18 protein-coding genes and 1 tRNA gene are annotated in these 22135 nt (G+C 18.0%); 11 read left to right on the plus strand and 8 right to left on the minus strand.

What is annotated here, in order from left to right; genetic code table 11:
• Positions 1–12: 12 nt before the first annotated feature.
• Genes holA through tusA form a run of 3 tightly spaced genes read left to right on the plus strand, consistent with a single transcriptional unit; the run spans position 13 to position 1930 of the window.
• On the plus strand, positions 13–1005 hold the full coding sequence (holA, locus tag RJX39_RS01575; protein ID WP_343192491.1) for a DNA polymerase III subunit delta: 993 nt from the start codon (positions 13–15) through the stop codon (positions 1003–1005).
• Between the two features lie 36 nt (positions 1006–1041).
• On the plus strand, positions 1042–1653 hold the full coding sequence (gene nadD, locus RJX39_RS01580; protein ID WP_343192492.1) for a nicotinate (nicotinamide) nucleotide adenylyltransferase: 612 nt from the start codon (positions 1042–1044) through the stop codon (positions 1651–1653).
• A 19-nt stretch (positions 1654–1672) separates the two neighbouring features.
• Positions 1673–1930 (plus strand): sulfurtransferase TusA, encoded by a 258-nt coding sequence (gene tusA, locus RJX39_RS01585; RefSeq protein WP_343192493.1) that lies wholly within the window; start codon positions 1673–1675, stop codon positions 1928–1930.
• A 44-nt stretch (positions 1931–1974) separates the two neighbouring features.
• Here the strand turns inward: tusA and asd are convergent, their stop codons facing one another.
• Positions 1975–3102, minus strand: coding sequence for an aspartate-semialdehyde dehydrogenase (gene asd / locus RJX39_RS01590; RefSeq protein ID WP_343192494.1), 1128 nt, complete (start codon positions 3100–3102; stop codon positions 1975–1977).
• A gap of 155 nt (positions 3103–3257) precedes the next feature.
• Between asd and RJX39_RS01595 the strand changes: the two genes are divergently transcribed.
• The 6 genes from RJX39_RS01595 (at position 3258) to recD (ending at position 14899) form a co-directional block, all read left to right on the plus strand.
• Positions 3258–3842: a YhgN family NAAT transporter gene (locus RJX39_RS01595; protein ID WP_343192495.1), complete on the plus strand. Its 585-nt coding sequence runs from the start codon at positions 3258–3260 to the stop codon at positions 3840–3842.
• A gap of 188 nt (positions 3843–4030) precedes the next feature.
• Positions 4031–5206 carry a phosphoglycerate kinase gene (locus RJX39_RS01600; protein WP_343192496.1) on the plus strand — a complete coding sequence of 392 codons (1176 nt, stop codon included), beginning with the start codon at positions 4031–4033 and terminating at the stop codon, positions 5204–5206.
• 36 nt (positions 5207–5242) lie between these two features.
• Entirely contained in the window at positions 5243–6322 is a 1080-nt protein-coding gene (fbaA, locus tag RJX39_RS01605; protein WP_343192497.1) for a class II fructose-bisphosphate aldolase, read from the plus strand.
• A gap of 258 nt (positions 6323–6580) precedes the next feature.
• Positions 6581–9646: an exodeoxyribonuclease V subunit gamma gene (locus RJX39_RS01610; protein ID WP_343192498.1), complete on the plus strand. Its 3066-nt coding sequence runs from the start codon at positions 6581–6583 to the stop codon at positions 9644–9646.
• 21 nt (positions 9647–9667) lie between these two features.
• Positions 9668–13030 carry an exodeoxyribonuclease V subunit beta gene (recB, locus tag RJX39_RS01615; RefSeq protein WP_343192499.1) on the plus strand — a complete coding sequence of 1121 codons (3363 nt, stop codon included), beginning with the start codon at positions 9668–9670 and terminating at the stop codon, positions 13028–13030.
• A 15-nt stretch (positions 13031–13045) separates the two neighbouring features.
• A complete protein-coding gene (gene recD / locus RJX39_RS02270) occupies positions 13046–14899 on the plus strand; it encodes an exodeoxyribonuclease V subunit alpha (protein ID WP_428994320.1) in 1854 nt (617 codons plus the stop codon).
• Here the strand turns inward: recD and RJX39_RS01620 are convergent.
• Positions 14856–14932, minus strand: a tRNA-Met gene (locus RJX39_RS01620). The two genes, recD and RJX39_RS01620, sit on opposite strands and share 44 nt — an antisense overlap.
• Positions 14933–15135: 203 nt before the next feature.
• Between RJX39_RS01620 and nusB the strand changes: the two genes are divergently transcribed.
• Positions 15136–15543, plus strand: a complete 408-nt coding sequence (nusB, locus tag RJX39_RS01625) for a transcription antitermination factor NusB (RefSeq protein WP_343192815.1) — start codon at positions 15136–15138, stop codon at positions 15541–15543.
• Between the two features lie 9 nt (positions 15544–15552).
• On the opposite strand, the gene RJX39_RS01630 is transcribed toward nusB, so the two are convergent.
• Positions 15553–16911 (minus strand): MFS transporter, encoded by a 1359-nt coding sequence (locus RJX39_RS01630; protein WP_343192500.1) that lies wholly within the window; start codon positions 16909–16911, stop codon positions 15553–15555.
• Between the two features lie 46 nt (positions 16912–16957).
• Here RJX39_RS01630 and RJX39_RS01635 point away from each other — a divergent pair, with 46 nt between their 5' ends.
• Entirely contained in the window at positions 16958–17281 is a 324-nt protein-coding gene (locus tag RJX39_RS01635) for a TusE/DsrC/DsvC family sulfur relay protein (protein ID WP_343192501.1), read from the plus strand.
• 4 nt (positions 17282–17285) lie between these two features.
• Here RJX39_RS01635 and cyoE read toward each other — a convergent pair whose 3' ends face one another.
• Genes cyoE through cyoA form a run of 5 tightly spaced genes read right to left on the minus strand, consistent with a single transcriptional unit; the run spans position 17286 to position 21921 of the window.
• Entirely contained in the window at positions 17286–18137 is an 852-nt protein-coding gene (cyoE, locus tag RJX39_RS01640) for a heme o synthase (protein ID WP_343192502.1), read from the minus strand.
• 19 nt (positions 18138–18156) lie between these two features.
• The gene (locus tag RJX39_RS01645) at positions 18157–18492 is read right to left on the minus strand and encodes a cytochrome o ubiquinol oxidase subunit IV (RefSeq protein ID WP_343192503.1); all 336 of its coding nucleotides are present in this window, start codon (positions 18490–18492) and stop codon (positions 18157–18159) included.
• Between the two features lie 3 nt (positions 18493–18495).
• Positions 18496–19092: a cytochrome c oxidase subunit 3 gene (locus RJX39_RS01650; protein WP_343192504.1), complete on the minus strand. Its 597-nt coding sequence runs from the start codon at positions 19090–19092 to the stop codon at positions 18496–18498.
• 35 nt (positions 19093–19127) lie between these two features.
• The gene (gene cyoB, locus RJX39_RS01655) at positions 19128–21074 is read right to left on the minus strand and encodes a cytochrome o ubiquinol oxidase subunit I (protein WP_343192816.1); all 1947 of its coding nucleotides are present in this window, start codon (positions 21072–21074) and stop codon (positions 19128–19130) included.
• A gap of 46 nt (positions 21075–21120) precedes the next feature.
• Complete coding sequence (cyoA, locus tag RJX39_RS01660; protein WP_343192505.1) at positions 21121–21921, minus strand: ubiquinol oxidase subunit II; 801 nt, start codon at positions 21919–21921, stop codon at positions 21121–21123.
• Positions 21922–22135 lie beyond the last annotated feature (214 nt).

Consider the following 22135-nt stretch of genomic DNA (forward strand, 5'->3'; position numbering starts at 1 on the left):
TATAAAAATAAAATGATACAAATAAATCATCAAGATATTTATAATATTAAATATAATAAAAAAAAAAAATTATTATATTTAATAACAGGAGATAATAAAGTAATAATTAATGAAACAAAATTAGAAATATTTAAAATAGCTAAATCATTAGGTTTTGATATAATTATTAATATTGATATAAATGCAAAAACAAATTGGGATAAATTAATATTATTAAGTCAAAGTCAAAGTTTGTTTAATAAAAAAAAAATAATTCATATAAAATTTAATAACAATTGTAAAATAATTTTTTTTGAAAAAATAAAAAATTTGTTTTTTATAAAAAATAAAGAAAATTTCATTTTATTAAATATTGATAAAAAAAATGTAAATATTTTAAATAACATAAAAAAAAATAATATAAAAGGAATATTAAAAATAAACTGTAATATACCAAGTAAAAGCAATTTAAGTTGCTGGATAAAAAAAAAAGCTAATAATTTAAATTTAAAATTAGATGAAAATGTTTACAAAATTTTATGTAAATATTATGAAGGTAATTTTTTTGCTTTATATCAAATAATAAAATCATTAAGTTTTATATATCTTAATGAAAATATTACAAAAAAAAAGATTAAATGTATTATCAAAAGTGATTCTATATATAAACCATTTGAATGGGTTAATTCTATATTATTAAGAAAAAAAAATAAATCTATAAAAATTGCTAAAAAAATTTATAAAGAAAATTACAATTTGTTTTTTTTATCTAAAATTTTATACAAAGATTTATTTATATTATTACAAATGTATAAAAAAGATAAACCAAATTATTATACTTTTTTTAAAAAAAATAATATATGGAAAAATAAACAATATATATATAATAAAGCATTAATAAAAAATAACATAGAAAAAGTTTATAAATCCATTTCCGTATTAACTAAAATAGAAATAATAATAAAAAAAAATTTCATTAATCATAGTTGGTTGTATTTGCAAAGATTAACTCTAATTTTAAATTAAAAATAATGTAATAAAAAATAAATAAAAGAGAAAAAAATGTATATATTATTTGGAGGTACTTTTAACCCTATTCATTATGGTCATTTATTTACAGCAAATTATATATATAATTATTTTAAATGTTCAAAAATAATATTTTTGCCAAATAAACAACCATATTATAAAAAAAAAACTAAAATATCCTGTAAAAAAAGAGTTAAAATGTTAAAACTAGCTATAAAAAAAAAATTTGAAATAAATTTATTAGAGGTAAAAAATAAAAAAAAATTATATACTATAAATACAATAATTTTAATAAAAAAAAAAATTAAAAAAAATATATATTTTTTAATGGGTTACGATTCTTTGATAAATTTTTATAAATGGTATAAATGGGAATCTATATTAAAAATATGTAATATTTTAGTAATAAAAAGAAAAAACAAAATTTACAAAAATATAAAAAAAAAAATAAAAAAATTTATTACATATGATATATATAAATTTTTAAAAAATAAAAATGGACTAATTTTTGTTTTTAATAATTTTGAAGTTAATATATCATCTAGTAATATTAGGAAAAGATATAAAAAAAACAAATCTTGTACAGGAATGTTGCCAAAAATAGTTGACAATTTCATAAAAAAAAATAAGCTATATAAAAACTAAATTATATTCGTAAAATAAAATGCAAAAAAAAAAAAATAAAAATAAATATATACTAAATTTAATTGGTTTAAGATGTCCAGAACCAATTATGATGCTTAGAAAAAAAATAAGAGAAATAGGTTCTGGCCATATATTATTAGTTTTTTCTGATGATATTACTACTACAAAAGATATTCCAAATTTTTGTCATTTTATGAATCATAAATTATTAGAAATAGATGTTAATAAAATTCCGTATAAATATATAATTAAAAAAATAAATAATTTTAATATATGATTTGTTAAAAAATTATATATTAAATTTAATAATTTTAATAATATTTAAATATTTTTTAGAATTATTTTTAAAACTCTTCTTATAGGTTCAGCAGCTCCCCAAAGTAATTGATCTCCTACACTAAAAGCAGATATATATTTTTTTCCTATATTTAATTTTCTTATTCTTCCTATAGGGATATTTAGAGTACCGCTAACTTTTATAGGATTTAGTTTTTCAATGGTTTGTTCTTTTTCGTTAGGTATTATATTAACCCATTTGTTATTATTTTTAATTATATTATATATACTTGATATAGAAATATCTTTTTTTAAATGAATCATAAATGATTGACTATGACATCTTAATGCACTAATTCGTACGCAATTACCATCTACAAGTATTTTTTTTTTTTTATAACCAAGTATTTTATTTGTTTCGGATATTGATTTATGTTCTTCCATAGTTTGTCCATTTTCCATTTTATTATCTATCCAAGGTATTGTATTACAAATAATAGGTATTTTAAAAACATTTATAGGTAAATATTTTTTTAGCTGACTAATTTTAGTAATTTTTTTTTCTATAGATAAAATATTTTTAGTAGAGAAGTTTAATTTATGTTTGATGTTAATATTATTAGATATTTTTTTTATTTGTTTTATCAATTCTAACATAGCAGATGCTCCTGCTCCAGAAACAGCTTGATAACTAGAAAAATATATCCAATCTATCAATTTTTCTTTTACTAAACCACCTAAAGACATCAACATCAAACTAACAGTACAATTTCCACCAACAAAATTTTTTATTCCATTATCAATATCTTTTAAAATTAAATCATAATTTATCGGATCCAAAACTATCGTAGAATCATTTTTCATTCTTAAATATGATGCAGCATCTATCCAATAACCATTCCATCCATTATTTCTAATTTTTGAATATATTTTTTTAGTATAGTAACTACCTTGACAAGTTACAATAATGTCGTTAGACATTAATAAATCTATATTATACGCGTCTTCTATTGTATTTTTATTTTTATTATTTGATAAAAATATTTTTTTTCCTTTTTGAGTTGTAGAAAAAAACATGGGTATTATTTTTTCAAAATTTTTTTTTTTTTTCATTCTTTCTAATAATACTGAACCTACCATTCCTCTCCAACCTATAAAACCTACTTTTTTCATATATTTCCTTTAAATCAATTGTTTTAATTTAAAAATTTGACAAATTTTTTATAAAAAATACATATATATATTATTATATATTTTCTTAATAATAAATGTTTTTATTAATTATCTTATATATATTAAATAATAATATATAAAAACAAATAAAAAAAATGATAAAAATAATTTCAATAACAATATTGCTTATATTAATAATGGATCCATTAGGAAATTTACCTATTTTTATTTCTATTTTAAAAAATGTTAATCCTAAAAAACAAAAAATAATTTTGATAAGAGAAATGTTTATATCTTTAATAATAATGACATTTTTTTTGTTTGAAGGAGAAAAAATTTTAGGAATATTGAATATAAAAACTGAAACAGTTTCTATATCAGGAGGCATTATTTTATTCTTAATATCTATTAAAATGATCTTTCCGTCAAAAAGTAATAAAAAAATATTACAAGAAGAGCCTTTTATAGTTCCTTTAGCTATACCATTAATAGCTGGTCCATCTTTGCTAGCAACTTTAATGCTTTTATCACATAAATATCAAAAAAATATTTTTTGCTTATTTGTATCATTAATTATTTCTTGGTTTTGCACTTTTATAATACTTTTGTCATCTAATTATTTTTTTAAATTGTTTGGGTTAAAAGGAGTTAATGCATTAGAAAGATTAATGGGATTAATTTTAGTTATGTTGTCAACACAAATGTTTTTAGATGGATTGCATGTATGGTTAAATTTTTAAAAAAAAAATATTTTTTTTTGTAGAAAAAAATATCTAAAGGAGTTATTATATGTATATTTAATATATTAATCTTTTAAAATAATTATCTTTAATTTGTATATATTAAAATATATTTTAAAAAATTAATAAATAATATAAAAATATTTTAATTAAAATATAAATATTAAATATACAAAATAGAGATAATCATGAATATACTTAATATGTCTAGTTTAAATTTGAAAAATAAAAGAGTTCTTATTAGACTAGACTTAAACGTTCCAATAAACAAACAAGGGAAAATTACATCATATGCTCGTATTAGCGCTGTATTACCTACTATAAAATTAGCTATAAATAAAAATGCTAAAATAATAATTATGTCTCATTTAGGTAGGCCTAAAAAAGAAATTTACAATCCTATTTTTTCTTTGAAACCTGTGGTTGTTTATCTACAAAAAAAAATTAAAGGTTTTAAATTAAAATTGGTGAAAAATTACTTACAGGGCTTATCTATTAAAAATTCAGAAATTATAGTTTTAGAAAATGTAAGATTTAATAAAGGAGAAACCAAGAATAGTACAAGTCTAGCACAACAATATGCTAAATTATGTGATGTATTTGTTATGGATGCTTTTGCTACTTCACATAGGAAACATTCATCGACATATGCAGTAATTAAATTTGCAAAAATTGCTTGTGCTGGACCACTTTTTATTTCAGAGGTAAAAAATTTATCTAGAATATTAAACAATGCTCAGCAACCTTTAATATCTATAGTTGGAGGATCAAAAGTTTCAACAAAATTTAAATTATTAAAAAAATTGGCTAAAATATCACAAACTTTAATTGTAGGAGGAGGAATAGCAAATACATTTATTGCTGTTAATAATCAAATAGGAAAATCTTTACATGAACCAGAATTAATAATAAAAGCAAAAAAAATGCTTAAAAAATATAATATTTGCATTCCTGTAGATTCAAAAGTAATAAATACTTTGAACAAAAATATAGAGATAAAAAAAGTAAATAAAATAAAAAAACATGAAGAAATAATGGATATTGGTAAACAAAGTATTATTAATATATTACAAAAAATAAAACTAGCAAAAACTATTTTATGGAATGGACCAGTAGGAGTTTTTGAAAATTCAAATTTTTGTGAAGGAACAAAAAAAATAGCTCAAGCTATAGCTAAAAGCAAATCATTTTCCACAGCTGGGGGAGGTGATACCTTGTCTGTAATTGACATGTTTAATATTAAAGATAAAATATCTTATATTTCTACTGGTGGAGGAGCTTTCTTGTCTTTTATAGAAGGTAAAAAATTACCAGCAATATATATGCTAGAAAAAAAAAATAATTTTTTTAAAACATTGAATTAATAATATTAAAAATAATTTTTTTAACAGAGATAATTAATGTCTAAAATATTGAATTATATGAACCCAGGTGTTTTATTTGGAAAAGATATTCAAAAGATTTTTAATATTGCAAAAAAGAACAATTTTGCAATACCAGCTATAAATTGTATAAATATAGATTCAATAAATGCGGTTTTAGAAGCATCTTCTATAGCAAAATCACCTATTATTATACAACTATCTTATGGTGGATCAAAATTTATTTCTGGTTATGGTATAAAAAATGTTTCAGAAATAGAGAAAAGTGTTTTAGGAGCGATATCTGCAGCTAAATATATACATAAAATATCTAAAATATATGGTGTTCCTGTAATATTACATACAGATCATTGTAATAAAAAAATTTTACCATGGTTAGATAGAATGTTATTAGAAGGTAAAAGATATTTTTTGAAAAAACAAACTCCTCTGTTTTCTTCTCATATGATAGATCTCTCTCAAGAGAATATAGAATTTAATATTAAAAAATCTAAAGATTATTTTATAAAAATGTCTGAAATAGAAATGTCCATAGAAATAGAGTTAGGATGTACCGGAGGCGAAGAAGATGGTGTGGATAATAGTAATATAGAAATATCTAAATTATATACACATCCAAAAGAAGTTTTATACGCTTATAAAAATATGAAAAAAATAAACTCAAATTTTACGATAGCTGCTTCTTTTGGAAATGTACATGGTGTATATAAAAAAGGTAACATTAAATTATCGCCTGATATTTTAAAAAAATCACAAAAAATTGTTAGTAAAAAATACAACTTACAAAAAAATCCAGTAAATTTCGTGTTTCACGGAGGGTCTGGATCTAGTGTAAATGAAATAAAAAAATCCATAAGTTACGGTGTGGTAAAAATTAATATAGATACTGATATACAATGGTCTATCTGGCATGGTATTTTGGAATATTATAATAAATATAAACCTTATTTAAAATCACAATTAGGTAATCCTCAAGATAAAAATTCACCTAATAAAAAATATTATGATCCCAGAGTATGGATACGTAAAAGTCAAAAATCTATATTAAAAAAAATGTTTTTTTTGTTTGATATTTTTAATTCAATAAATAGATTATGATAAAAATATAAATTTTTATTTATATAAAATATTATATAACTTTTAAACAATTATTTTTATATTTATAATTGTTTTTATATAAAAAAAATATTTTACTAATTATAAAAATATAAAAATTAAATATTGTTCTTAATAAAAATGTATTATCTATTATTTTAAAAATAATATTATAGAAATAAATATAATAATATTATTATTAGATAATAGATATTATTTTTAAATAATTTTATATAAATATATTTTAAAATGGTAACTTTTATGTTTTATTTCTATTTTTCTTATGATTTAGAAAATGCTTTAAAAAAAATATGCAAAATTATTAAAAAAAAGCCTTTAAACAATGTTTTTGATAAAGAAATTTTTATAACACCAGATAAAAAAATAAACTTTTTTTTAAAATCTTTGATAGCAAAAAACATAAATATTTTTGCAAATATTAAATTATTAACTATAAATTCTTTTGTTTCATATATATATAGTTGTTTCTTTTTAGGAAAAGAACATAAATATTTTTTTAGTAAAAATATTATGAAATGTAATATTATGTACAATAAAAAAATATGGAGTTTACTTAAAAAAATACACAAAAAAAATTTAATGAAATATTGGGAAATTTCCTCATTATTTGCTGAAACTTTTTACAGATATATGATCTTTTCACCAAATATCGTAATCAATTGGGAAAAAAAAAATATTTGTAATTTTAAAGACAAAAATGAAATATTACAATGTAAAGTATGGCAACATGTTATAAATAATAAAAAACTTAGATATAATTTTAGTCAGTTATTATTTATGTTAAAAAAAAACATAAAAAAAAAAAAAACAAAATTACCACAAAGATTTTTTTTAATATTTAATTTTTATATTCCTAAGTATTATTTAAAAATATTAGAAGAATTAAAGAAAGTATGTAAAATATATATATTAATATATAATATAAGTAAAGATTTTTTAAAAAATAAAAATATTTATTATAATAAATATTTTTCAATAAATATTTGGTATAAATATACAAAAAAAATAATATATGAACTACAAGCAACAAATAAAAAAAAAATAGTTTTTTTATTTAAAAAAAAAAATAAAAAAACTATTTTGTATAAATTAAAAAAAAAAATTTTTAAAATAAACAATAAAAAAGATAAAATAATAAAAAAAATATCTTTATCAAAAAAAGATGACTCTTTACAAATCAAATATTTTAATAGTAGAAAAAAAGAATTAAAAAATTTAAATAAATATTTGTTTAACCAATTAAAAAAAAACAAAAAGTTAGAACCACGTCAAATTTTGATTTTATCATGTGATCTAAAAAAATATAAACCTTTTATAAATTCAATATTTCAATCATATTATAATAATTACTGTATACCATATATTTTAGATCAAATAAACGATAGCAAATATTTTGAGATTGTAAATATTTTTGAAAAATTAATGTATATTACAGATAGCAGATTTTACGTTAAAGATATCATGAAATTACTGGAATTTTCACATATATCAAAAAAATTCGATATTAATAGAAAAGATTTAAAAATATTATCATTAATAATAAAAGCTTCAAGGATAAAATGTTTTTTAAATAAAAAACAAATAAAAAAATTAAAAATTTGTAATATACAAAATCGAAGTTGGGAGGATGGTTTAAACAAAATAATTTTGGGATTTATTTTAAGAGAAAAAGATGGGTTATGGAAAGGAATAAATCCTGTAGAAACGATAGACACATATAAAGCGGAGTTAATTGGAAAACTTTATGAATTTTTATTTTTTATAAATAAATGGTATGTTTTATTATCTAAAAAAAAATACATAAAACTATGGAGTAATATATGTAAAAAATTGATTCATGATTTTTTTTACATAAACAAAAAAAACAAAAAATATTTATTAATAATAACAAAAAAATGGGATGATATAATAAAAAATCATTTTTCGTTTAACTCATACGAAAAAGTTGAAATAAATTTGCTAAGAAAAATATTAATAGAAAAAATTAAACATATAAATCATTATTCAAAATTCAAAACTAACTCTGTTATTTTTTCTCAAAATAAAAATTTAACTTTGATACCTTTTAAAATTATATCATTTATAGGTTTTAATAATGATTTTTTTAAAAACAAAACGGATATTAATTTTTTTGATTTAATAAATATACGTAACGAAAATTTATATAATATAACAAAAATATATAATAATTATTTATTTTTACAATCCATACTATCATCTAAATGTAGTATATATTTTAGTTGTTATACAAATGATAATAAATATGAAAAACATTTTTTGTTAAATAATATTAAAAAACATTTGTTAAATAATTTTTATGAAGAAAAAAAAAAAAATAAAAATAAAATTTTTTTTTTAGAAAACAAAAAAATAAAAGATAACAAATTAGATAACTTAAAAAAAATTAGCATTTATATTAAAAAAAAAAAACAAAATATTGATTTCAACATAGAACTAAATTCTCTTATTAACTTTTGGAAAAACCCAATAAAAAGTTTTTTTCAAAAAACATTAAACATTTATTTTTTTGAAAAAAGAAATTCACATCAAAGAAATAAATATTTAATAAACTATATAGATAAATATAATATCAATTTGCAAATTTTAAATAAAAAATTAAATAATAAAAGTACTAAAAATATTTTTCATAAATATAAATCACTTGGTGTATTGCCATCAGGAAACTTTGACAAAATATTATGGAACAATCAAAAACAAAAAATAATGGAATTAGTAAACAAAATTAATATAAAAAAAGTTTTAAATAGAAAACATTATTTTTCAATAAAAATAAACAAATATAATTTACATGGTTTTTTACAAGAACGTAAATATAAAAACAAAATTATTAAAGTTGTCCCTAAAAATGTTAACATTAATGACTACATTGAGTTATGGTTTGAACATTTGTGCTTTTGTATAATTAATAATCATCAAAATATGCAAACTGATATAATAGGTTTTAATAAAAATAATTGGTCTTTTAAAAAATTAAAAAAAAAAACAGCAAAGAAATATTTGTTAAAATACATTAAAGGATATTTAATTGGTATATCTAAACCATTAATAATAACTCAAACAGGTTATTATATGTATTATAAATATTATAATAAAGAAAATATTTTGGATAAAAATTTATTTAATGAAATTTTTTTGAAAAAATGGCAAGGTAATAATTACATAAAAGGAGAAAAAAAAGACTTATATGTAAAACAAATAATCTCAAAATTAGACAAAAAAAATATAAAACAAATGTATAATATTTCAAAAAAATGGCTATATCCATTAATAAAATATAAAATTTAATTATGATAAAAAAAATATAATATGAAGAAATTAAAAATATTTGATATTCCTTTAAAAGGAACTATTTTGATAGAAGCATCTGCTGGGACTGGGAAAACTTTTTCAATAATAATTCTTTATATAAGATTATTATTAAAAATAAATAATAATTATAATAACATAAAAACAAAAAATATTTTAATATTAACATTTACTAATTTTGCAAAACAAGAAATAAAAAAAAGAATAAAAAAAATTATTTATGAAGTAAAATTAGCTTGTTTTTATAAAAAAAGTAATAACAAAGAAATAAATAAAATAATTAAAAAAATAACTAATTTTAAAAAAGCATATAAAACTTTATTACAAGCTGAATATGAAATTAATGAATGTTCTATATACACAATTCATGGTTTTTGTAAAAAACTGTTAAAATCTAACGTTTTATTTTTTAAAAAAACTATATATACTAAAATTATAAAAAATTCAAAAAAAATATATTTAGAATCTGTCTATGATTATTGGAATAAATATTATACAAAAATACCTATTTCTTTATCTAATATAATATTAAAAAAATTTATTTCCCCAGATGTTTTTTTTAATAAAATTTTACCATTAATAAAAAAAAAAATGACAGAATATTTTAATTTAAATATTCCTTTTAAAAAAATATTAAAAAAACATAAAGAAAATATAAAAAAAATAAAAAAATTTAAAAAAAAATTTATTGAAATGAATAAAATTTTATTTAAAATTATTAATTATTCTCAATTTAACAAAAAAATATATAATAAAAAAAATATTTTATTTTGGTTTAATAAAATATTATGTTGGTCTCAAAAAAAAACTATAGATTATGAAATTCCAAAAGAATTATATAGATTTACTACTTTTGAATTGAATAAAAACAAAAAAAAATCTTATTTTATACATCATTCTTTAATTAATAATATAGATGAAATATGTAATACAATATTTTGTATTAAAAACATATTGATATTACATGCAATTAAAAAAATTATTAAAATATCTAAAATAAAAAAAAAATATCTTGGAATTGAATTTGAGGATTTGATAAAAATAGTTTCTGATATGTTAAAAAATAATAATGGATGCTATTTAAGAGAAAAAATTAGGAAAAAATTTCCTGTAGTTTTTATCGATGAATGTCAAGATATTGATTATACACAGCAAAAAATGTTTCTAAAAATATATAATAAAAAAAAAAATACTAGCTTAATACTAATTGGTGATCCAAAACAATCTATATATAATTTCAGAGGAGTTAATATATTTGATTATTTTAAATTAAAAAAATATGTAAATAAAATTTATTATTTAAATACTAATTGGAGATCATCCTACCAAATTGTTTCTAGTATTAATACAATATTTTCTAAAATAAAAAATCCATTTATATATAAAAATATACCATATATAAAATCAAAATCTCCAATCGAAAAAAAAAAATATCAAATTAAAGAAAAAGACAAAAAATTGAAAACATTTAAAATTTGGACAAAAAAAAAAACAAGTAATTCTATTAGCGAATATCAAAATTGGTCAGCTAAAATATGCGCTTTTCAAATAAATAAATGTTTAAATAAAAAGAAAAACAAAATATATATATATAAAAATAATATTAAATATAAATCTATGAGTATTAAAGATATAGTAATATTAGTAAAAAATAAAAAAGAATCTCTAATTATTAAAAAACAATTAGATTATTTTGATATTCCTTCATGTTATTTATCTGAAAAAAAAAATGTTTTTTCAACAAAAGAATCTTTAGATATATTGAATTTGTTGGAATCTATAATAAATCCTACAAATGAAAAAAAGTTATTAAAAATAATGTTTATAAAAATATTTAATTTAAACATTAAATATTTTAATAATTTATTATATAGATCTTCTTTAATTAAAGAATTTAATGAATATTATAAATTATGTAAAAAAAAAGGTGTTTATTTTATAATAGATATTTTTATTAATAAATATATTAAAAAAAATTGTTTTTCTTTATTTAAAATAAATAAAAAAATTGATAAATATTTACATATAGCAGAAATATTACAAAAAAAAACATGTATAATTCCTAATTTATATAATTTGATACGCTGGTTTAAAAGAAAAATAATTGATTCTAACAATTATTATAAAAAATATTGTGTACGTAAAAATAATATAAATAAAAAAATAAATATTTGTACGATACATAAATCTAAAGGATTACAATATCCTATTGTCTGGATACCTTTTATTTTAAATTATGTAAAAAAAGAACATTTTTTTAAAAAAGAACATAAAAACATTGATTTTTTAAAAAAAAGTCAAATGTCTGAAGAATTGAGATTAATATATGTAGCAATAACTAGATCAATATGGTTATGCAATATTTGCATATCTTTTATTAAAAAAAATAAACAAATTAATAATGATTTGCATAACACTGCTTTTGGGTATTTAATACAAAAAAAAAAAATAGTAAATGAAGAAAAATTTCAAATAATATTAAATAAAATAAACAAATTAAAAAATTTTAAAGTAATAAGATTGGAAAATTGTAAAAATAAATACAAAATAAATAATAATATTTATTACAAAAATGAATGTAAAAAAACACATAATTTTTTAAAATATAATAATTGGCAAATAAATAGTTATTCAAAAATAAAAAAAAATAATAAATATAAAAAAAATTTAAAAAAAAATAAATTAAAATCAAATAATTTAATATCAGGAAAAAATTTTGGTATATTTTTACATAAAATTTTAAAAAAAAACAACTTTTTGGAAATAGATGATAATTATATAAAAAAAGAAATGATATGCTTTAGTATTAAAAAAAAATATTTTAAATTTGTTAAATTATTAATAAAAAAAATACATAATAAAAAATTACATAAAAATGGATTAACGTTGTCTAAAATAAAAAAATATGAATATTTAAAGGAACTGAAATTTTCTTTATATATAAATAAAGAAATAAAATCTTCTATCATAAATAAAATAATAAAAAAATATGATAAAATATCTAAAAATACTAAAGATATTTCTTTTAATATATTTAAAGGTTTTATAAATGGTTCTATTGATTTAATATGTAAATGGAAAGAAAAATATTATATAATAGATTATAAGTCTCATTTTTTAAATAACTATGAAATTAAAAACTTAAAAAAACAAATGACAAAAAACAGATATGATATACAATATCAGATATATAGTTTAGTATTACATAAATATTTGAAAAATAGATTATTAAATTATAATATAAAAAAAAATTTAGGAGGAGTTTTTTATTTATTTGTTAGAGGTATAAATATTAAAAATAGTGGTATATTTTATACTAAAGTAAATGAAAAATTAATAAAAAAATTAAATTTTTTATTTTAATACAAATACTTGTCTATGAAAAAATTACTTAAAAAACTTGCTCACAAAAAAATCATAAGATATATAGATTTTTATTTTGCTTGTTTAATATCTAAAAAAAATCCAGGATTAATGTTAGCATCTGTTTGTGTAAGTAATACAGTTAAAGATGGTAATTCATGTCTATTAATTGAAACTTTATCTAAAAAAAATTTTTTTAGAATAAAAAATAAAATAATAAATAAAATATGGAAAAAAACCAATTATATAAAAAACTGGAATATTTTTTTATTAAAAAATACAGATATTGTAAGTGACGGTAGAAAAAACACCCCTCTAGTTTTATTAAATAAAAAGTTATATATTAGAAAATATTGGTTGTATGAAAATAAAATCGCAAATTTTTTTTGTGAAAATTCTTATTTTATACCATGTAATTTAAAAAAATTAAAAAATATATTAAATAATTCATCAAAAAACAAAGAAATTAATCATCAAAAAATAGCTATAACAATGTCTATATTATGTAAACAATTATTTATAATGGGAGGAGCAGGAACTGGAAAAACAAAAATAATATTTGAAATATTAATGACATTTATTAAAATGTATAAAAACAAATTAGTAATAAAATTAGCAGCAACAACAGGTAAAGCTGCATATAATCTAAGAACTTTTATTAAAAAAAAAAATATTAAAAAAAAAAACAAAATTATAGAAAAAATAGAAGTTCATACTTTACATAAAATGTTAAAAATAAATATATTAAATTTCCCAAATAAAAAAAATAAAAAAATTAATGCTGATGTTTTAATAATAGATGAATCTTCTATGATTGACATAAATACTATGATTGTTTTAATAAATTCTTTATATAAAAAAACAAGAATAATATTTGTTGGAGATCCTAATCAAATAAGACCAGTAGGAGTTGGAAATATATTAAAAGATATTTATCATTACTATTTTTCATATAATTATAGTTTTATATTTCATAATTTTATATATAAAATTTTAGGATATAATATCAAATACAAAAAAATAAATAATTCTCCAATAAAAGATAATATTTGCTTATTAAATAAAAATTATAGATTTAATAAAAATCTTGAAATTTATAATTTTTCGGAAAAAATAAAAAAAAAAAAAATTAATAATTTATTATTAAAAAAATACAAACATATAAAATTTATATCTATAAAAAGTTATATAGATTATAAAAAAATTATAAAAATTATTTTTAAAATAGTAAATCAATATTTAGAATATTTTGTTAACAACAAAAAAAATTTAAGTAAAGTTATGTATTTTTTTAACAAAAATAAAATTATATGTACTACAAATAAAAGTTATTACGGAGTAAATAACATTAATAAAATAATAGATAAATTAATTAAAAAAAAAAGAAAACAAAAAATATTTGTTTACAATAAAGAAATATGGTATCAAGGTAAACCAATAATGATAAAAAAAAATAATTACAATTTAATGTTAAATAATGGAGATATTGGTATCGTGCAATATGATAAAAAAATGGAATGGCATGTATCTTTTTTTATAGATGGTAAAATAAATAAAATTCCTTTATACTTAATTAAGAATTATAAAACATCATGGGCGATTACAACTCATAAATCTCAAGGTTCAGAATTTGATAGAGTTTTTTTTATTTTACCAGAGAATATTGGTAAATTATTAACAAACGAAATAATATATACAGCAATAACTAGAGCAAAAAAAAAAATTAACATATACGGTAATAAAAAAATATTTTTAAAATCTATATATAATGACTTAGATACAAATAACGGATTAACAGAAAAAATAGATTTTTATAAAAAAAAGTTGGTTGCGGGAGTTGGATTTGAACCAACGACCTTCGGGTTATGAGCCCGACGAGCTACCTAACTGCTCCACCCCGCTATTTGTATTATATAATACAATAAATTAAAAAAAAAATCAAATATTTTAAAAGATATTTTTATTGTGAAAATTTTTTAAAATGTTATAATGTTACTTAGAAAGTATTAGTCATAACATCACAAAAAAAAAATACGTAGAAAATATATTATTTGTTCAAAAAACATTGTATATATCAAAAATATTATAAAAAATATGGTAAAAAAGTGAAATTAAAATATCGTACTTTAGCTCGTCAATATGCAGTTCAAGCTTTATATTGTTGGGAAATATCAAAAAACAACATAAATGAAATAGAAAAATATTTTTTTTTCGATAAAAAAAATAAAATAGATGTTATTTATTTTAGAAATTTGATTATAGGAGTTAGCAACTATCATATTATAATAGACAATGTTATAAAAAATTATTTATCAAGACCCATAAGCAGATTAAATCCAATAGAAAAAACAATTTTAAGATTATCTTTTTATGAACTTATAAAAATAAAAACCATTCCTTACAAAGTAATAATAAACGAAGCAATTGAATTAGCAAAAATTTTTGGAGCAATAGATAGTCATAAATTTATTAATGCAGTACTAGATAATGCAGCAAAAAAAATAAATGTTTAATTAAAAAAATTATTTTTTTAACAATTTTTTTATTTTTTTAACGCTAACTTTATTTTCATCAATTTGTAAATATATAACATTTTTTTCAGGAATAATTAAAAAAGAAATAATTCCTTTAATTTTATATAATTTATTTTTAATATTTAAATTATTATATAAATCATTTTTTATCATAATTCTAACACTAGAAACGTAAATAGGTTCTGGAATATTTTTTATTAAAAACAACCAAAATATAGATAAAACTATTATTGTTAAAAACAAATAATTTATTTCAAAATTATGTAATATGTAACCACCTAAAATACCACCTAAAGCTACTCCAAAAAACTGACTAGTAGAATATATACCCATAGCAGTTCCTTTATACCCTGCTTTACATATTTTGTTTATTAAAGAAGGTATTAAAATTTCTAATATATTGAAACTTATAAAAAATATTTGTATTCCTGAAATAATAAAAAATTTTTCAGATAAGTTATAAAAGATAAATATTTCGGACAATATAATAAATATTATACTATTTATAAATAATTTTTTTATTCTTTTTGTTTTTTCACAAAAAGAAATTATTAAAGGTGATATAAAAAAAGATATCAATATAGATAAAAAATATAATTTATAGTTATAAAATTTAGATACATTAAATGCAATTAATTTTAAAGGAATAGATAAAAAACTAAACATAAGTATCAAATGTAATAAAAATATACTTATATTTAAGTTAATAATATTTTTTTTAAATAAAATTTTTAATAAATCATTACCAATTATTTTTGTCTCTCTATTAAAAATATGTTTTTTAGAATTAGGTGTAAAATAAAGAAGAATCATAGATACAAAAGTTAAAAATGATATTAAACTAAAAACATTAAAAATGCCAAAATGATTAACTATATAAAATGAAAGAAATATAGAACATAAAAAAGACAATCCTATACTAAATCCTATAAAAGAAATTACTTTAGAATGTAAATGTTCTCTAGTTAAATCAAATAACAATGTCATTATAGGAGATGATATAGCTCCTATACCTTGCAAAAATCTTCCAAATATTATTCCTTTTATAGATTGACATATATAAGATATTGTGCTACCAATTAAAATTATTATCAACCCTATGTAAATTAATATTTTTTGATTAAATTTGTCAGATAATAAACCAAATGGTATTTGAAAAAAAGCTTGTGTTATACCATAAATACCTATTGATAAACCAATTAGAAATTCATTAGTATCTTTAATGTGATTTCCATATATTGAAATAACCGGTACAATCATAAACATACCAGTCATTCTTAAAAAATATATCACACTTAAAATTAAAATAGATTTTTTTTCTTCAGGTAAAATTTTATAATTCCTCATCAACATACCTTTAATTTATAATTAAAAAAAATAAATGTTAAAATATATGAAATATAAATCAAAAAAAATATTAGATAAAGAAGGATATTTAAAAAATATAAATATATGGAACAAATCTTTAGCTAAAAAAATTGCATTTTTTGAAAAAATAAAAATGAAAAAACAACACTGGGAAATTATATATTTAGTTAGAAATTTTTATTTATCTTTTGGAATATCACCTTCTATAAGAATTATTATGAAAATATTAAAAAAAAATAATAAATATTCAAAAATAGATAGTAGTTATTTATTTAAATTGTTTCCTAAAGGTCCAGCTTTACAAGCAAATAAAATAGCAGGATTGCCTAAACCATCTAATTGTTTATAATGTTTTAAAAAAAATTATTTATAGAAATTAAAATATTAAACATAAATATAATAACAATGGATGATAAAAATATATATTTAGCATAATTTTTATAATTTATTTTTTTTAAACTTAATAAGCTTAATATTAACCAAATTGCATTAAAAACAGATATCATAAATAAATAAAAATAATTAGTATAATTAAATATTTTTAAAAGAATTGTGCAAAATATGAAACACAAAATATAAAAAATTATATGTTTTCTAGTTTTTTTTATACCATAGCGTAATAAAAATGTAGGAATACCAGCATTTCTGTAATCCTCTAATCTAAACATAGAAATGGAATAAAAATGAGAAATTTGCCAAAATACAAAAATAAAAAAGATAATAACACTACATAAATTTATTTTATTAATTACAGAACAATATCCAATTATTGGAGGAATAGCTCCAGAGAAACTTCCAAATATTGTAGAAAAAAAATATTTTTTTTTTAAAAATATGCTATAGAAAATAACGTAAATAAAAAATGCAAATGATGAAAGAAAAAAAGAAATCAAATTAACAAAAAAAACAAAAATAAAAGAACTTAACAAATATAAACATATAGATATAAATACAAAAAATTTATAATTTATTTTTCCTAGTGCTGAAATTCTTTCTTTTGTTCTTTGCATTTTACGATCAATTTCAGAATCAATTATATTATTTAATATGCAAGATGAACTTATTATTAAAAATGATCCTAAACAATCAAAAAATAATATATATATATTAAAATCATTTTTACTGGCAAATAAAAAACCAGATATTACAGAAAAAATATTGCTAAAAACAATACCTGGTTTTATTAAATCAAAATATTTTTTCATATATAACCATAATAAAATATTAATTACTTAAATAATTATCATGATGTAAATGGATCATAATCCAAAAAGATCCTATCAATATTATTGCTGATAAAAATACAGCAAAAAATAAAGAAATATTACTCCATGAATCTTTTAAATAATTTTTTACTTTCAAAAAATATTTAAATTGTATAATAATTTGTATTGTCAAAAAAAATATAATTATCAAAATAGATATTTTTCTAGAAAAAAAATTATTTTTTAATATTATAAATGGTACTATAGTACAAAGTATAGAAAATAACAAACCGTATAAATAAGGTTTTACTAAATTATAAAAAAGTTTTTTATTATTTTTTGAATTATTAAGCATAATTTATATTACTCCTATAAGATAGACTATATTAAATATAAAAACCCAAATAATATCTAAAAAATGCCAAAATAAACCTAAACATATTATTTTATTATATAAAATATTTTCTATTTCATAAAAACAAACTTCATAAATAATATAAATCATCCATAACATTCCTAATATAACATGTAAACAATGAGAACCTATTAAAGTGAAAAAAATAGAAAAAAAACTATCTTTTTGAGGATAACAATTTTTTTGTATTAAATCACAATATTCATTGTATTCTATATATATAAAAAATAATCCTAGAAGAAAAGAAATTATAAAATAAAAAATTGATATTTTATTTTTTTTAAAAAAAACAAATATTGATGCTATACCATAAAAAAATGAACTAAATAATAATAACATTGATTCATTAAATATATTTTTTAAATTAAATATATTTTTTTTTATATTATAAACATATGTATTATTGTTTATAACAAAATATACAGAAAACAAAGTAGCAAAAATTATAAAATCACTCATCAAATAAAACCAAAAACCTAAAATTTTTTTTTCGTCTATTTTTAATTTATTTTTTTTTTTGATATTTGTAATATTTTTCATTTATTTATCACTTTTTATAAAAAAAAATAATTTTATTATTTTTTATTTAATTTGGAATAATTTATAATGTATGTATTTTTTTTATTGGAACTATTTATTAATAAAAGTAAAAATATAATTAATATTGAAATAAAGAACAACCAAGATATTCTCCATACTGCAGAAAAACCTAAAAACAAAGCAAATAAACTAATAAAAACACCATATTTGTTATTTTTTGGCATAATTATACTTTTTTTATGTTTTTTATTAAAAAAAATACTATCTTTTTTATTTTTTTTAGAAAACCAAAATTGATCTATTTTATTTATTATTGGTATTTTTTCAAAATTATATACAGGTGGTGGAGATAATGTAGACCATTCTAAAGTACGACCATCCCAAGGATCACCTGTAATATCACAATTTTTATTTCTATCTCTAATAGAGACATAAAACTGAATTATTTGACAAATAATGCCAATAAATATTAATATTGATCCTATTGCAGCTATTGTTAATAACATATGAAATTTATGATTTATGTGTTGACTTAAACGTCTAGTCATACCCATTATTCCGAGTATATACAAAGGGATAAAAGCAAACAAAAATCCAAATATCCAAAAAAAGAAAGAACGTTTACCCCATTTATCATTTAATAAAAATCCAAAACATTTTGGAAACCAATAGTTTATACCAGCAAAAACTCCAAAAACAACTCCACCAATAATAACATTATGAAAATGAGCAACTAAAAACAAACTATTATGTAATACAAAATCGACAGAAGGTAAAGATAATAAAACTCCAGTCATACCACCTATAGAAAAAGTAATTAAAAAACCTAATGTCCACAACATAGAAGAATGCATTCTAATACGTCCTCTATACATAGTAAAAATCCAATTAAATATTTTTACACCGGTTGGAATAGCAATAATCATTGTAGCTATACCAAAAAAAGAATTAACATTTGCCCCTGCTCCCATTGTAAAAAAATGATGAAGCCATACTATAAAAGAAAGAAAAGTGATTGATATCGTAGCCCAAACCAAAGAAACGTAACCAAATAAACTTTTTCTAGAAAAAGTTGCAACTACTTCAGAAAAAATGCCAAAAGCAGGTAAAATTAATATATAAACTTCTGGATGACCCCATATCCAAATTAAATTAACATACATCATAACATTTCCATGTTTTTCAGGAGAAAAAAAATGAAAATCAAAATATCTATCTAATGTTAGTAAAAATAATGTTATTGTTAATACAGGGAAAGAAGCTAATATTAATATATTAGAACACAATGAAGTCCAAGAAAAAACTGGCATTTTGAAAAAACTCATTCCTGGAGATCTCATCTTTATAATTGTAACCAAAAAATTAATAGAAGTTAAAATAGTTCCTAAACCAGCAATTTGCAAACTCCATATCCAATAATCAACACCTACGCCTGGGCTATTATTAATATTTGATAATGGAGGATAAGCTAACCAACCTGTTTGAGCAAATTCTCCAATTGCTAAAGATAAATTTATTAATATAGTTGCCGACACAGTAAGCCAAAAGCTTAAATTATTTAAAAATGGAAAGGCTAAATCCCTACTACCTATTTGCAAAGGCACAACAAAATTCATTATACCTATAATAAAAGGCATTGCGACAAAAAAAATCATTATTACACCATGTGCAGTAAAAATCTGATCATAATGATGAGGAGGTAAAAAACCATTTCTACCGGAAGAAGATAATAGTTGATGAAACCTCATCATTAAAGCATCTACAAATCCTCTAAAAAACATAATAAAACCAAGTATAATATACATGATACCTATTTTTTTATGATCAACTGATGTAAACCATTCTTTCCATAAAAATTTCCATTTTTTAAAATAACTAATAAATATAGATATTATTGTTAAAACAAGAAAAACTATAGTACAAGTACCCATTATAATTGGATCCTTGTATGGTATTTGTGATAAACTAAGTTTGCCTAAAATAAACATATATAATTTCCTAATAATAAAATTTATTGTTTATAAAAAGTTAAGTAATATTATTTTTTAATTTGTAAGAAAAATATTCTATTGGATGATTTTCACTTTTATGAAAGATATTTGTTATATTTTCACGATTACAATATTTTTTTGTTTTTATCAACCATTTTTTAAAAATTAATTTATTAGGTGTTACTATTGTTATAAATTTCATATTGGAAAAACCTTTTCCACTATAATTAGAAGATATTCCTTCATAACATCCTGTATATTTAGCCATTAGATTAAGTTTACTATACATATTAGGCATTGCATATATTTGACTTCCTAAAGATGGTATAAAAAAACTATTCATAATATTTTCAGATGTTATCTTAAGTTTAATTGGAGTATTAACAGGAATTACTATTTGATTAATAGTAAAAACATTTTCTTTTGGGTAAACAAATAACCATTTCCAATCTAATGCTATAACTTCTATTTCTAAAGGTTTAACATTTTTAAAATGTATGTTTTTACTAGGTTCTATTTTATGAGTAGATATTAATGATATATATGATAGGAAAATAATTATTATTATTGGAATTCCCCATATTATCAATTCTAATTTAAATGAATTATTCCAATTAGGTGAATACTTGTTGTTTTTATTTTCATTATATTTTATTGCAAAATATAAACTCATGATAATAGCCGGTATTACAACTATTAACATAATAAAAAATGAATATATAAAAACATTTTTTTGATATATAGAAATATAACCTTTTGGATCAAATATTGATGCAAAACTATTACTTATTGTAGATAATAACATAAATATTATTATACAAATATTTTTAAATGTCATATATTTCCTCATAAATTTAATATTTTTTAAAATGATTTCTATTATTTTTTAATAATGTATATAATATATTTTTAAGTTTACAATCATACAAAGTTAATTGTATTAATTTTATAAATAATTATTATCTTTTTTATATTATAATGTTTATGAAATCATTCTAAATAAACAAAAAAATATAATTAATAATTATAATAAGAATTTTTATATAACTTTA

It is taken from the genome of Buchnera aphidicola (Taiwanaphis decaspermi) (assembly GCF_039405155.1).
Lineage (GTDB): Bacteria > Pseudomonadota > Gammaproteobacteria > Enterobacterales > Enterobacteriaceae > Buchnera_M > Buchnera_M aphidicola_B.